The sequence below is a fragment of the Aneurinibacillus sp. Ricciae_BoGa-3 genome (assembly GCF_028421645.1).
GTDB lineage: Bacteria > Bacillota > Bacilli > Aneurinibacillales > Aneurinibacillaceae > Aneurinibacillus_B.
Genome location: NZ_CP116887.1, coordinates 1,859,035 through 1,872,833, shown reverse-complemented (window position 1 = coordinate 1,872,833; position 13,799 = coordinate 1,859,035). Strand labels below are relative to the sequence as shown.

Annotated in this window: 14 protein-coding genes; 1 reads left to right on the top strand and 13 read right to left on the bottom strand. The window is 48.0% G+C overall.

What is annotated here, in order from left to right; all coding sequences use genetic code 11:
* Nucleotides 1-544 precede the first annotated feature (544 nt).
* The 12 genes from recA to PP175_RS09590 form a co-directional block, all read right to left on the bottom strand.
* A complete protein-coding gene (gene recA / locus PP175_RS09645) occupies nucleotides 545-1,600 on the bottom strand; it encodes a recombinase RecA (protein WP_272442537.1) in 1,056 nt (351 codons plus the stop codon).
* A gap of 242 nt (nucleotides 1,601-1,842) precedes the next feature.
* Nucleotides 1,843-3,426: a DEAD/DEAH box helicase gene (locus PP175_RS09640; protein ID WP_272442536.1), complete on the bottom strand. Its 1,584-nt coding sequence runs from the start codon at nucleotides 3,424-3,426 to the stop codon at nucleotides 1,843-1,845.
* Nucleotides 3,427-4,671, bottom strand: coding sequence for a competence/damage-inducible protein A (locus PP175_RS09635; protein ID WP_272442535.1), 1,245 nt, complete (start codon nucleotides 4,669-4,671; stop codon nucleotides 3,427-3,429). It lies immediately after the preceding gene.
* A gap of 54 nt (nucleotides 4,672-4,725) precedes the next feature.
* On the bottom strand, nucleotides 4,726-5,304 hold the full coding sequence (pgsA, locus tag PP175_RS09630) for a CDP-diacylglycerol--glycerol-3-phosphate 3-phosphatidyltransferase (protein ID WP_272442534.1): 579 nt from the start codon (nucleotides 5,302-5,304) through the stop codon (nucleotides 4,726-4,728).
* Nucleotides 5,305-6,645: a 30S ribosomal protein S12 methylthiotransferase RimO gene (rimO, locus tag PP175_RS09625; RefSeq protein WP_272442533.1), complete on the bottom strand. Its 1,341-nt coding sequence runs from the start codon at nucleotides 6,643-6,645 to the stop codon at nucleotides 5,305-5,307. It lies immediately after the preceding gene.
* A 100-nt stretch (nucleotides 6,646-6,745) separates the two neighbouring features.
* Entirely contained in the window at nucleotides 6,746-7,588 is an 843-nt protein-coding gene (locus PP175_RS09620; protein ID WP_272442532.1) for a helix-turn-helix domain-containing protein, read from the bottom strand.
* A gap of 37 nt (nucleotides 7,589-7,625) precedes the next feature.
* A complete protein-coding gene (locus PP175_RS09615; protein ID WP_272442531.1) occupies nucleotides 7,626-8,423 on the bottom strand; it encodes a DUF3388 domain-containing protein in 798 nt (265 codons plus the stop codon).
* Between the two features lie 170 nt (nucleotides 8,424-8,593).
* Nucleotides 8,594-8,854 carry a DUF3243 domain-containing protein gene (locus tag PP175_RS09610; protein WP_272442530.1) on the bottom strand — a complete coding sequence of 87 codons (261 nt, stop codon included), beginning with the start codon at nucleotides 8,852-8,854 and terminating at the stop codon, nucleotides 8,594-8,596.
* Nucleotides 8,855-8,944: 90 nt separating this feature from the next.
* Complete coding sequence (gene ymfI, locus PP175_RS09605; protein WP_272442529.1) at nucleotides 8,945-9,682, bottom strand: elongation factor P 5-aminopentanone reductase; 738 nt, start codon at nucleotides 9,680-9,682, stop codon at nucleotides 8,945-8,947.
* A 21-nt stretch (nucleotides 9,683-9,703) separates the two neighbouring features.
* Complete coding sequence (gene yfmH, locus PP175_RS09600; protein ID WP_272442528.1) at nucleotides 9,704-10,993, bottom strand: EF-P 5-aminopentanol modification-associated protein YfmH; 1,290 nt, start codon at nucleotides 10,991-10,993, stop codon at nucleotides 9,704-9,706.
* Entirely contained in the window at nucleotides 10,990-12,279 is a 1,290-nt protein-coding gene (yfmF, locus tag PP175_RS09595; RefSeq protein ID WP_272442527.1) for an EF-P 5-aminopentanol modification-associated protein YfmF, read from the bottom strand. The genes yfmH and yfmF overlap by 4 nt, the downstream gene beginning before the upstream one ends.
* Before the next feature lie 72 nt (nucleotides 12,280-12,351).
* Nucleotides 12,352-12,519, bottom strand: a complete 168-nt coding sequence (locus PP175_RS09590; RefSeq protein WP_272442525.1) for a hypothetical protein — start codon at nucleotides 12,517-12,519, stop codon at nucleotides 12,352-12,354.
* A gap of 125 nt (nucleotides 12,520-12,644) precedes the next feature.
* Between PP175_RS09590 and PP175_RS09585 the strand changes: the two genes are divergently transcribed.
* Entirely contained in the window at nucleotides 12,645-12,821 is a 177-nt protein-coding gene (locus tag PP175_RS09585) for a hypothetical protein (RefSeq protein WP_272442524.1), read from the top strand.
* 56 nt (nucleotides 12,822-12,877) lie between these two features.
* Here the strand turns inward: PP175_RS09585 and PP175_RS09580 are convergent, their stop codons facing one another.
* Nucleotides 12,878-13,714, bottom strand: a complete 837-nt coding sequence (locus PP175_RS09580; protein WP_272442523.1) for a sulfurtransferase — start codon at nucleotides 13,712-13,714, stop codon at nucleotides 12,878-12,880.
* Nucleotides 13,715-13,799: the final 85 nt, after the last annotated feature.

Below are 13,799 nucleotides of genomic sequence, written 5' to 3'. Positions count from 1 at the left end.
TTCGGCGTCCTTCCCTGCACGAGGTTTTGTTGTCCTCGCTTCCACGGTACTATGACCCCCTCCGACTCCCTTCCCGCAGCTCGCCATTTCACCTTTCGGGCTTATAAGGTCGCTCATTACGAAAAAAAAAAGAAATTTTTTTCCGTGCGGGGGAGGGTCTCCCCAGTTCCAGAGACAACTTTCACAACATACCGATCCCCATACACCGGAGAGTTCTTCCGTGCTGCGCTTCCAAGCTCTTCACACGTTCCTTGGCCTTCGCCCATCATATAAAGGCTCGGCTCTCCCTTGTCCTTTTCAGGTTCTTTTTGGCGATGCGGCAGGATTTACTTCATGTTACGGTCTGCTGTTTTGCTTGCTCCCCTTGCGGGGCTACGTTTTCACAGGGCTTCAACCTTAGGATTTCTCCAGCAGTTGCCTGATAGCTACGAGGCGACTTGGTTCTTACCTCGACCGGACTTTCACCGGCTAGTTGTGCCTAGCTTGGCTGGGCACGCATACGACAAAAAAGGGAGCATCCTGTAGGACGCCCCCCTCTCTACGTTTATTCGAAATCAAGCGCAAATGCTTCGTCCTTTTCATCTTCAGCCTTCACGACGGCCTCTGTGGCACCAGTCAATTCGTAGTGGTCCCGGATTTGCTGTTCAATCGCATGTGCAATATCTGGATTCTCCTTAAGAAACTGCTTGGAGTTCTCACGGCCTTGACCTAAGCGCTCCTCGTTAAAGGAATACCAGGCACCACTTTTGTTCACGATATCCAGATCTGCTCCAATATCGAGCAGGCTTCCTTCGCGAGAAATGCCTTCTCCGTACATAATGTCAACTTCGCATTGTTTGAAAGGCGGAGCCACTTTATTCTTTACGACCTTTATTTTGGTTCTGTTACCGACCATATCATTGCCCTGTTTCAACGTTTCAATCCGGCGGACATCAAGACGCACGCTGGAATAAAATTTAAGAGCACGTCCACCTGGCGTGGTTTCCGGATTTCCAAACATAACCCCGACTTTCTCACGAAGCTGGTTAATGAAAACCGCAATGGTTTTGGATTTATTTATCGCACCGGCCAGTTTACGCAGCGCCTGTGACATCAATCGTGCCTGAAGGCCTACGTGAGAATCGCCCATTTCCCCTTCAATCTCCGCCTTTGGTACAAGAGCGGCAACCGAGTCTATCACGATAATATCAACAGCGCCCGACCGTACCAGGGCTTCGGCAATTTCGAGAGCCTGCTCGCCTGTATCCGGCTGGGAAAGAAGAAGTTCATCTATATTTACACCTAAATTTCTTGCGTAAATAGGATCAAGGGCATGCTCGGCATCAATAAAAGCTGCTGTGCCACCTGTTTTTTGGACTTCAGCAATCGCGTGAAGGGCGACGGTTGTTTTACCGGAAGATTCAGGGCCATAAATCTCAATAATGCGGCCGCGAGGATATCCGCCGATTCCAAGCGAAATATCAAGCGCAATGGAACCGCTGGATACAACCGATACGGTATGCGTGGCGGCCACTTCGCCAAGTTTCATGACCGAACCCTTCCCAAATTGTTTTTCTATCTGGCGTAACGCCATATCTAAAGCAGCTTTGCGATCGGACAAAGCCATCGCTCCCTTCTCTATTTCAAAATATCATGAATGTTTATCCAATCTGTATCTCTATTCTACCTTTTTTCTAGGGATTTGCCAATACATTTTCACGAACATTTATTCGCTTTTCTAATTTTTTTACAGAAATTACCTTTCTAACTTGCTCTGTTGCTTTGCCTTCTTCTGAGAAACACCTTGGGGTAAGGCGCAACAAAAAAGAGGCAGCCTGTTAAGAGGTCCGCCTCTATCTCTCCTTAGGTTCTTTTTGCACGAGGTTTAGCCGGCTCGACATTTACCCGTTTACCTTTAATGCGTGAGTTACGCATTGCTTCGTACACAAACGGCGCGACATCCTCAGATACTTCAATAAAAGTGAAGTTCTCAAAGATATCGATTTTGCCAATCGCCTTGCTCGAGATCCCTACAAGTTCTGTCATTTCTTTAATGAGATCTGGCGGGCGGATATCGAGGCTGCGTCCAATGTTAATGAAGAAGCGCACATATCCCCTGGATGCCCCTGTCTCGCCAAAATCATACGTCTCCGAAGCATCGTCTGCTAAGGTGCTGGAGAAGGCCAAAGAAAGAGCCGCCGCGGCGATTTTGTCCACCGGATAATCTTCGTGAAGGCCATCCACAACCTGCATAAACGGCGCAAGCTCATGCTCCCCGTCCATCAGGCTGACCAGCTGCTGCCTCCAGATGGTTTGCTGGCGTTCTAAGACTTCTTCAATCGAAGGCACGTTGCGGGATTCCAATGTTGATTTTGATACTTTCTCTATGGTGCGAAGCTGTTTCATTTCTCGCGGAGTGACCAGTGTGATCGCAATTCCGCGGCGCCCGGCACGGCCCGTCCGGCCAATGCGGTGGACATAGCTTTCCGGATCCTGTGGGATATCATAGTTGATAACATGGGACACGTTGCCAACGTCAATTCCCCGTGCCGCCACGTCTGTGGCAACCAGCAGTTCGATGGTGGAGTCACGGAATGATTTCATGACTTTATCCCGCTGTGCCTGGCTTAAATCACCATGAAGCCCGCTGGCCATGTAGCCGCGCTCCTGCAGAGCTTCCGTTAATTCGTCTACGCCGCGCTTTGTCCGGCAGAAAACGATGCCAAGTTCAAGCTCTTCACTGTCGATAATCCGGCACAACGACTCAAGTTTGCTGCGTTCAAACACTTTATAGTAGACCTGCTCAATCGTAGGTGCTGTTACCTCTTTGCGGCTAATGCTCACGGTTTGCGGATCCTGCATATATTTGCGGGCAAGACGCAAAATTTCCTGAGGCATCGTCGCCGAGAAAAGAAGCGTCTGGCGATCTGTTGACGTCTCCCGGATAATGGACTCAATATCCTCCTGAAATCCCATGTCAAGCATTTCGTCCGCTTCATCAAGCACAAGCATTTTCACCTGGTCGAGGTGGAGCGTTTTACGGCGCAGATGATCCAGCACGCGGCCTGGCGTACCGATCACTACCTGCACGCCCTGCTTCAGCGCACGAATTTGGTGACCGATCGACTGCCCACCATATATTGGAAGAGTCCGGACTTTTTTATACTTCGCGATTTTACGCAGCTCGCCTGACACCTGTATAGCCAGCTCGCGCGTCGGCGTAAGCACAATAGCCTGCACCGCATTTTGGCCGGTCACTTTTTCAATCAAAGGAAGGCCAAAGGCTGCTGTTTTTCCTGTGCCAGTCTGCGCCTGTCCAATAAGATCTCCTCCTTCAAGAATCTTGGGGATACACTGTTCCTGAATTGGAGAAGGCTCTTCGAATCCCATATCATGGATCGCCTGCTGAATGGACTTATGCAGGGCAAAATCTGAGAAATGTACCATTTAAAAACCACCTTTTTTTATTCGTTCCAGCAGCATAAATATTGCGTATTTCGCTGCGCGCAGCTGTATGCCGGACCGCCTGCCTGATAAGCGGATTTCTTCCACATGGGTATGTGATCCATCGTTTATACCAATGTAAACGAGCCCGACAGGTTTGTTTTCCGACGGATTTGGTCCAGCCTCCCCGGTAATCGATACACCAAAATCACTGTTAAGACGCACTCTCACCTGCTCCGCCATCAGGCCAGCTGATTGGGCGCTTACCGCACCAAACGAGCTGAGTATATCATCCGGTACACCAAGCTGGCTTTGCTTTACTTCATTCGTATAGCAAATGATACTGCCTTTCAGTACCTGTGAACTTCCGGGGATCGCTGTCACCATATGGCTGATAAGACCGCCTGTTATGCTTTCAGCAAAGGCTGCGGTCTTTCCTGACTCCTTCAACTGATCAACGAGCACACTAACAAGCGACTCATCATTATACCCATAAATATAGCGTCCTACCCTGCTTTCAATTTCCCGCTCCACTTCAGCGATTAGCTTCTCCGCTTCATCCTGCGAAGCACTGCGCGCGGTAAGGCGGATCGTAACCTCGCCTTCCTTAGCAAGAGGGGCAATCGTTGGATTGATCTGGTTGTCAATCAGATCCATTAGCGTTTCTTCAAGGGCGGATTCCCCAATGCCAAAAAAGCGGAGAACTTTAGAATGAACGATCTGTTTTTCATTCAGTATGGATAAAAGGTAAGGCACTGCATATGTAGTAAACATTGGATATAATTCACTCGGCGGTCCCGGGAGCATAATAATATGCTTGCCTTGATAAGGAATTGCCATTCCCGGTGCCATTCCATGATCATTTGGGAGAATACTGCTCCCTTCAATAACGAGCGCCTGTTTCCTGTTATTTTCAGTCATTGGCTTGCTGCGCTGTTTGAAATAATCAAGGATCCGTTCCATGGCCTCCCTATCCTCAACAAGCGGCTTTCCAAGTACCTGCCCTACGGTTTCTTTCGTGAGATCGTCTTTGGTAGGCCCCAGTCCGCCGGAAAAAATAATCAGATCCGAACGGTTGAGCGCCAGCTCCACAACGGAGCGCAGGCGCTCATGATTATCGCCAACAGTTGTATGATAATACATGCCAATCCCAAGCTCTGCTATTTTCTCCGAGATAAACTGGGCATTTGTGTTGGCAATCTGTCCCAGGAGCAGTTCCGTTCCGACTGCAATGATTTCAGCCTTCATAAAACACGCCTCCTATTACTGAGAAAGATCAATAACAGCATCACGGTTATTGATCTAGGATATGGGGATGATTTTTTTGTTTTTCATAAAGTATTCCACACCAGATACGATGGTCATAATAACGGCAATCCATACCATAATTTGGGCAAATGGAATACCGAGTGTCTCGAACGGGAAATTCTTCAAGATGAGAGAAGCAACTGCAATGATTTGAAAAACGGTTTTCCATTTTCCGAGCTTGCTTGCTGCAATTACAACCCCTTCCGCTGCGGCAACGAGCCTAAGCCCCGTAACGGCAAATTCACGGCTTATAATAACTACCGCTACCCATGCATCCAATCGCTGCATCTCTACTAATGATATCAGGACAGCAGAAATTAACAGTTTGTCGGCCAGCGGATCCAAAAATTTGCCCAGATTGGTAACCATCTTCCGCGAGCGAGCAATATATCCGTCAAGCCCATCGGTAACGGCGGCAATAATAAAAATAAGTGCGGCAATGAACTCACTATATGTAATATGTACGCCACCTATTTTGATAGCACCAAGCGTATCGAATTTAACGAGCAAAAAGATCATCACAACTGGTACGAGAAAAATTCGTACCAGTGTGATTCGATTGGCCAGATTCAACTAGATAACCTCCCCCGCAAGGTCGAAGTCATACGAGTGGGTAATGCGAACATTGACTATCTCGCCAAGTTTCCCGGTGTGTCCGGTGACAAAAACCTCACCATCTATTTCGGCTGCGTCAAATTGGGAGCGCCCCATATGAACATTGTTATGCCCGTCATATCCTTCAATCAGAACGGGAACAACCTTGCCAACAAAACGGCCATTGCGCTCATTTGCCACTTCCCGCTGAACTTCCATGAGGATGTTGGCTCTTCGTTCAATTACCTCCTGTGGCAGTTGATCCGGGAGGCGGGCTGCAGCTGTTCCTTCTTCCTGCGAATACGTAAACACACCAAGCCTGTCAAAACCGATATCGCGAATAAACGCCTGAAGGTTGTTAAACTGCTCTTCGGTTTCACCAGGAAAGCCAACGATGATCGATGTGCGCAGCGCAACGTCAGGAATATGCCGGCGGATTTTGCCTACCAGCTGGCGAATGTCCCGCTGGCGCCCAGGCCTTAGCATTCTCTTTAACACAGCATCCTCGCTGTGCTGCAGCGGCATGTCGATGTATTTGCAGATTTTCGGATTGGAAGCGAATTCCTCGATAAGTTCATCCGTAAAATAACCAGGATATGCATAGTGAAGGCGAATCCACTCGATCCCATCCACTTCAGAAACGCTGCGCAAAAGCTTATGCAGCACACGTTCACCGTACAGATCAAAGCCGTAATTCGTTGAATCCTGGGCAATCAAGTTTAATTCTTTAACCCCCTGCGATGCCAGCTCCTGGGCTTCCTTGACAATCGATTCAATAGAGCGGCTGCGGAAACCTCCACGCAGCTGCGGAATAATGCAGAACGTACACGAATTATCACAGCCTTCCGCTATCTTTACAAATGCGGAATATGTCCCTTTCTCCACTTTCCGGCGGGATACATTCTCATAGGAGAACACGGGATTGCCAACAAAGACTGGTTTGCGTCCTTCAAGCGATTCCTCAATGATTTGGCTAATTTTGTCGAAGTCACCTGTTCCTACAATCCCGTCGATCTCCGGCATCTCATCCATCAGCACTTCCTTATAGCGCTGCGTTAAGCATCCGGCGACAATCAAGGATTTAAGGCTGCCTGTTTTCTTGAGGTCAGCCATTTCAAGAATGGTATTGACCGATTCTTCTTTGGCGGCATCTATAAAACCGCATGTGTTAACGACAATGACATTTGCTTCTTCCGGATTTTCTACGAGGGTAAACCCCCGCTCATCTATTAATTGCGACATAATGTCGGAATCGACTAGATTTTTCTCGCAGCCAAGCGTAATAATGGCTACCTTTTCTCCTACTGCTGTTTTATTCACTTTCTAGTCCTCCGTCTAGGGACTGTGCCCATTTTTCCAACTACAGTATAATACACGAAAAAATACGTGTCAAAAGAAAACCCCCCATGATGGCTGGGGGTTACTGTCGGGTAATTATGATTTCCTGTGTTCCTCTGCGTTTCGGAGCCGACGTATCAATGGCCTGCCCGTTGACCGTAACGGTAACGTCTTTCACACGGTAAATGCGGAGTTTGGCTACTTTGCCTTTAATATCCCAGGAGTTTGACTTACCTTCGTCTACTGTTGCCTGTGTAATCTGTCCATTTTCATCGGATACAGACAGCCAGTGCGCTCCCGTGTTTGATTTAACAGATACGGTAATTTTATCCGCGCCCGTCAGCTGATAGTTCATTATCGAACTCGAATCCGTAACCGGGGTAAGCTTACCCTGAGCGGGTTTTGGAGCCGGCGGCTGAACCGCCGCTGGGCTTGGGGCCGGTTTCGGTTTGGCAGGCGGCGGTACAACAATTTCACCTGTCGGCGATGAGACTGTAGGTGATTTGGCAATCGGCTGCGCCGGTTCCGCCTGCTTGCCCTTGTATGATGTGACGGCAAAGTACAGCACCACAGCGATCAAAATCGCAAACAAGTAAAGCATGATGCGCGATACCCACTTTCCGCCGCTCCCTTCCTTGCGCGGCTGGCGGTTTTGCCGAAGCGGGGTGGGGCTGTCTTCGACGACCGGGGGCGCTGGCAATTCAGAAGCGTGTTCGGCAATGAGTGCGTCAGCATCAAGCCCGACGGTCTCCGCATAACTTTTTATAAACGCACGGACATAAAAAAGCCCAGGTAAAACATCAAATTGTCCACTTTCGATGGCTTCAAGGTAACGAATTTGAATCTTCGTTGACTCTTGTACATCATAAAGTGTCATTCCCTTATCCTGTCTGGCTCTTTGCAAAGCTCCTCCTAGCTCAGACAAAGAAAGCACCTCCTATGGATTTTCCACGTTTCTTTCCTCAAGGAAGATCAAACCCGGAAAACCCCGTTTCAATATTTTCATATGTAATTTCTTCATCCGGGTCATTGCGCAGTTCAATTATATAATCAAAATCGCTTATGTTATACTCCGTCTCCCTGACAAAAACGTCCGGGTGTTCAATGACCTTGGTATACGGCATCCGCATAATCTCCCGCATCAGCATGGCGTGCTTCTCTGTGCTTCGCATAGTTGAAACAATGCCATCGATTAAATAGACGTGTCCTTCGCCCATCTCGTCTAATGTTAACTGGTTGCGCACCGTCTGGCGAATCAGCGTAGACGAAATAAACGTCCACCGTCTGTTTGCGGATACGCAGGCCGCAACAGTGGACTCGGTTTTACCCACACGCGGCATTCCCCGAATCCCTACCAGCTGATTGCCCTCACGCTTAAAAATCTCCGCCATAAAATCAACCAGCACACCAATCTCTTCACGGATAAAACGAAACGTCCGCTTATCTTCCGAATCTCTTTCTATGTAACGCCCGTGCCTAACTGCTAGCAGGTCAAGAATCGTTGGCTGGCGCAATTTTCGTAAGCTGATACTTTCTACCTTTTCTAATATGCTTCCCAGAAGTTCAATTTTTTTTGCATCATCAGCGCGAATTAAGAGCCCGCGGCGCCTGTTTACTTTGCCTTGAATCGATTCGACACCATTGATTGTCACAATATTAATGGAAAGCATCCCCAGTATAGATGCCACGTCACCTAAGAGCCCGGGTCTGTTGTTATGTACTTCGTATTCCAAATACCAATCCTGCTTTTGATTGCTCATTGTGAAATACGCCCTTTCATCCTGCTTCTTCTTTCTGTAACGACACTATTCTACACTAAAAGATCAAATCGTTCCATTGAAAATAGGCAAAAAATTTTTCCATGCATGAAATCGACAAAAAGCCCTCTTCCAAAAAAGAGGGCTTTCGGGGTAGTGGCACACACCTAAACTTAGCTGGTGCGGTTTTGTCCCTGTACATACTTGACCATAACACCAGCCATCGCACGTTGTTCCTGCTCGTTACCTGCATCCCACAGTTCCTTGAGAAGTCGCTCCTGTTCATTTTTCGGGTCGACATGTGCGGAAAGATAATCGCCGATTTCGTATGCCATATTCTGCATTGCATCTTCACCCACACCGGATGAGGCACTCTGTGTAACACGCTGAGCAAGAAACGATTTCCAATCATTAAAGTTGTTAAGAACTGACATTGGGCTGTCCCTCCTTATAATCATACAGGGTTTTACGCCAAACCCTCTGTTCGTAATATGACTCAAAAGGAGGTTCGCTATACACGGTTTCTAACAATACCATGCCCCGTTCGCGCTAATCACCTGGCCGTTTATGTACCCCGCTTCTTCGCTGGCGATAAATGCAATCAGAGCGGCTATTTCAGCAGATTGCCCCATACGTCCTGCAGGAATTTCTTCAATTATTCCATCTATATCTTCCGCACTGTACTGATCGCGGATCATCTCTGTATCTATCATACCAGGGGCCACTGCGTTAACGGTTATGCCGCTCGGTGCTGCTTCTTTTGCCAGCGCTTTGGTGAACGAGTTTACAGCACCCTTCGCTGCAGAATAAAGAACTTCACAGCTTGCGCCAGCCAGCCCCCATATGGATGATAGCGTGATAATTCTGCCATAACCGCGGCGAATCATATGCGGCAAAGCCTGTTGGGCACAGAAGAACGGCGCACGCACATGAATATTGATCATCTTATCGAACTCATCCGGGGTAACATCCTGGATCACGCCATACTGGCTGATCCCCGCATTCAAAATAAGAACATCCGGGTGGAAAGGGAGCTTCCCGAATAGTTCGTGCGCACCATCAGTCGAGGTTAAATCGGCACAAACCAGATGGACCTCGCTCCCTTCCTTCCGGCACTCTGCTGCTACTGTCTCCGCAAGATTTTGCGATGAGTGGTAATGAAGCAGCAAATCATACCCTTCCCGGGCTAATCGCAGAGCAATTGCGGCTCCAATGCCGCGGCCCGCCCCGGTAATGCATGCCCATTTTTCTTTTCTCCCCATTTAAATCTTTCCCCTGCCGGTTTAGTGTGTTTCTTCTCCAGATGTTACAATGGATACAGAAAGCTGTTCGAAATCCATGTGCTCCCGCATCCGCGTGTTAACATCGTCCAGCGTGACGGCTTCGAGCACGTTCACAATGTTGAATAAGTCCGTTCCAGCAAACCGGTAATTGGTAAATTGGTTGGCGATAAATTCTACTGAATTCAGCGCGCGCAGAAACTCGCCGAGTTTTTTCTTGCGGGAAAGGGTGAAAGCTTGCCTGTCAATCCCCTCGCTTAGGACACGCTGCAGTTCTTCTTGTACCATTCCGACAAGCGCGTCTGGATCCTTCGTATCCCCGCCTATAATGGAGAAGCCATAGTGCGGCTGGTTCGTAAAATCCGCACCGAATCCATCGTTTATCAGCCCTGCTTCATATAGCTTCTGGTACAGCGGCGAACTGGGGCTGAACAGGATGTCAAGCACTAACTCCGTCACAACCTCGCGCTGTAACAGCGTATCGCCAGTGAGTCCCACTGTTTTTTCTTTAAAGCCAAACATGCATTTCGGGATGCCTACCGGCAGATGGACAACAGTACGCTTCTTCGCTATAGCCGCTGGCTCATCCGGATAGCTGCGTTCTATCGGCGCCTGCCTTGTATAATTTTTCCCTGCCTGATTGCGCTTTACAAGCTCCATCATTTCATCCGGATCGACGGCTCCCACAATAAAAAGAAGCATGTTGCTTGGATGGTAAAACGTTTCATAACACTGGTAAAGCAGCTCTTTTGTTATATGGCTAATCGATTCAACGGTTCCGGCAATATCGATTTTTACAGGATGATTCTGAAAGTAATTATCAATCAAGCCGAAGTAGACCCGCCAGTCTGGGTTATCTTCATACATTCTGATTTCCTGGCCAATAATGCCTTTTTCTTTCTCCACATTTTCATCGGTAAAATAAGGATTCTGTACAAAATTAAGCAAGGTTTCCACATTGTGCTCTATGTCCTGTGTGCTTGAGAACAGGTAAGCCGTCCGCTCAAAGCTGGTAAAGGCATTGGCAGAAGCTCCATGCGCTGCAAAATCAGCAAATACATCCCCTTCTTTTTCCTCAAACATTTTATGCTCCAAGAAGTGGGCAATTCCGTCCGGAACTTTAACTTTTCCATTGCCGGGTACGACAAATTCGTTGTCGATGGAGCCATACTTGGTTGTAAAGGTGGCGTATGTTTTACTGAAACCTTCTTTTGGCAGAATATACACGCCAAGCCCATTGTCCAGTTGCTCATGGTATATCGTTTCATTCAAACGGTCATAGTGCTTTTTCATTGGCCATCCCCCTTTCCGCGTAAAAAGTAAATCGTATCAATTTCCACACGGCGGGCAACGGCAGCGATATCTTCTTTCGTCGTTGCATCAATCCGTGCCAGCGTATCTTCCAATGTTCGGGTGCGCCCGTTGAGACGTCCGTTGAAATCCATGGAAATAATAGCGGATGAACTATCCTGGGTTTCACGAATCTGGTTGGAAAGGGTTGCTTTCGTCTGGTTTAATTCAACGTCTGATATTTCGCCTTTTCTCATCATTTCAAGCTGTTCCTTAATAATGGCGACCGCTTTATCATAATTCTGCGATTCAATCCCCGACATGATCATGCAAAGCCCTTTATTGCTTTCCAACTGGGAAACCGCATAATAAGCTAGACTGGCTTTCTCCCGCACGTTCATAAACAATTTGGAATGCGGGAAGCCGCCGAGCACGCCATTGTACATCATGAGGTGGACGTACTCCTCATCCGCATAGCCAATTTGGGTGCGCAGGCCAATGTTCAGCTTCGCCTGGGACACTTTCATTTCGTCGATCACCGTTTTCTCCTGGCCAACGGCTTTCTGGTAGCTATTCGAACCAAGCGGAGCAATATCGGCATCTGCTCTCTTCAGGTTAATATGCTGTTCAATAGAAGAAATGACTTCCTGTTTATTAACGTCTCCGATTACGTAAATATCGATGGGGGCAGTTTCAAGAAGTTCCTGGTACAGTGCATATAAATCCTGCGGAGTAACAGCCGGGATCTGTTCTTTAATACCATATGCCAGCAAACGGTAAGGTTCATCCTTGCACATCTCCTCCGTTACTCTCTGGTTGGCATAGCGCATTTTATCATCAATTAAACCCTCGATTTTTTTTGCTAGCGATTCTTTCTCGAGCTCTACAAACCGGCTACTAAACGCATTATTTTCGAGGAGCGGGCGGGTAAGCACTTCACCAAGAAACTTGATCCCTTCTTCCAGCAGCGGAGTCTGGTCAGACAGGAATTTCTCATTGGCGATTTCCAGGTATAGCTGGATAATTTGCCTTTCACCTTTTTTCATAACATCGGCGCTGAAAATAGCCCCGTAAAGATTATCCAAATGACGCTGCATTTGTCCCTGTGTCGGGTATTTCTCGCTTCCCCGCTGCAGCACATTCGGCAGCAGTGCAGCTCTGGTTACACTTTCTTCTTCCAGCGGGAGGACAATATGTAGGATAATGGTGTTTGTTTTAAATTTATCGGTTTCAAGCACCCTTATGTCCATTCCGCTGCGTTTTTCGCTTGAAAATAGCAACTCCTTCATGCAGCATCTCCTTTGCCATTTATTTCATTTCCTATTTTACCTGATTTGCTCTGAGATACCAATGCCGATCGGTTATTCGGCCGGTCCTATGCCAGCTTGAGCGCCTGCTGATTCTGTTCCAATTTCATTCATTATTTCGTTAAACCGCCCGCAATCTGGCGCCAGGCACAGCATCCCGCTGAGATTGCGGTCTTTATAAGGCATCCCATCTTCACTGCCACAATAATGGCACTTCCACATATAAAATTACTCCTTCCATGTTTGGCTATTTTATAGTCTTTACCTGGAAAGGACTTTTATAAGCGGGGCGACCTGCGCACGTCGAAATCAAATCAACCGGAAAGTGGAAGCGGGTAAGCTCCATTATGAATCAAGAAACCATTGAGTGGGATATTCGTTCTGCGGGAGGAAAGAAGCTGGATGTGTCCTGCTATGAGATTAAGTACGAAGATGTCGGAACCAAATCAAAGGAAGCGTATGTTAAAAACAACTGTGACACAACCATTGTCGTCTCAGCCAAAGTAATAAGCCCGCAAGAGTAAGCATTTCCTGCGGACCGGATTGGCAAATCATAACCGGGATCTAAGCCCGGTTCTTTCTATTTCACTCCTGTTGCAACCGGATTGTCCGGATATGTGATCCAGTCACTCCAGCTCCCCGCATACAGCCTGCCGTTATTATAACCCGCGAGCTCCATTGCATATAGATTGGCACATGCTGTAACCCCTGACCCACAATAGACAATCCACTCCTGATGCTTAGCAAGACCCTTGTAGCGCTCCCGCAACTCTTCCGGGCTTTTCCAGGTTCCATCTTCATTGACCGCTTCCTGCCAGTCATACTGGCAGGCTCCAGGAATGTGGCCGCCAATTGGATCCATCGTTTCATTCTCACCAGTAAACCGGTTCATTGCCCGTGAATCTATGAGGGCAGTATTGGGACTTCCAAGCGCCTCTCTCACGTCTGTTACACTTCGAAGCATGTGCGGCTGTATGTCTGGCACGTAAGAAACAGCCTTGTGGATGGGTTTGCCGTGTGTAACATGTCCGCCTGCTTTCACCCAGGCGCTGTACCCTCCATCAAGCAGGGCAGCCTGTTTATGGCCCAAATACTTGAGAAGCCAGTAGCCGCGCGCAGCCATGCAGCCTTTCTGGTCGTCATACAGTACGACATTTGTTTGCGGGCTAATACCGGCCGTGCCTAGCTTCGCTGTAAGCTCCCCAACATCTGGAAGAGGGTGCCTGCCGCCATGATCGGTTACAGAAGATGACCAATCATCTTCCAGATCAAAATAGACAGCACCTGGTATGTGGCCTTCAGCGTACTCTTCTTTTCCTTCATTCGGCATGCCAAGTGTAAAGCGGCAGTCAATAATAACGGTATTGGGGTCTTTTAGGTGCGCTATGAGCCATTGTGGAGAAACTAGCAGATTCATGCTTATCTCACTCCCTGCTTTTTCCCCCAATTATAACAGAACCGCTGCATCAATTATTGAATCTTTTACTTATTGGCAGGAATAC

Coding starts and splice junctions, on each gene's coding strand:
- yfmH (WP_272442528.1), bottom strand. CDS start 10,993: ATGAAAAAGCACTATGACCGTTTGAATGAAACGATATACCATGAGCAA.
- PP175_RS09610 (WP_272442530.1), bottom strand. CDS start 8,854: ATGTCAGTTCTTAACAACTTTAATGATTGGAAATCGTTTCTTGCTCAG.
- yfmF (WP_272442527.1), bottom strand. CDS start 12,279: ATGAAGGAGTTGCTATTTTCAAGCGAAAAACGCAGCGGAATGGACATA.
- PP175_RS09585 (WP_272442524.1), top strand. CDS start 12,645: ATGAATCAAGAAACCATTGAGTGGGATATTCGTTCTGCGGGAGGAAAG.
- PP175_RS09615 (WP_272442531.1), bottom strand. CDS start 8,423: ATGAGCAATCAAAAGCAGGATTGGTATTTGGAATACGAAGTACATAAC.
- PP175_RS09640 (WP_272442536.1), bottom strand. CDS start 3,426: ATGGTACATTTCTCAGATTTTGCCCTGCATAAGTCCATTCAGCAGGCG.
- PP175_RS09590 (WP_272442525.1), bottom strand. CDS start 12,519: ATGTGGAAGTGCCATTATTGTGGCAGTGAAGATGGGATGCCTTATAAA.
- PP175_RS09580 (WP_272442523.1), bottom strand. CDS start 13,714: ATGAATCTGCTAGTTTCTCCACAATGGCTCATAGCGCACCTAAAAGAC.
- ymfI (WP_272442529.1), bottom strand. CDS start 9,682: ATGGGGAGAAAAGAAAAATGGGCATGCATTACCGGGGCGGGCCGCGGC.
- PP175_RS09635 (WP_272442535.1), bottom strand. CDS start 4,671: ATGAAGGCTGAAATCATTGCAGTCGGAACGGAACTGCTCCTGGGACAG.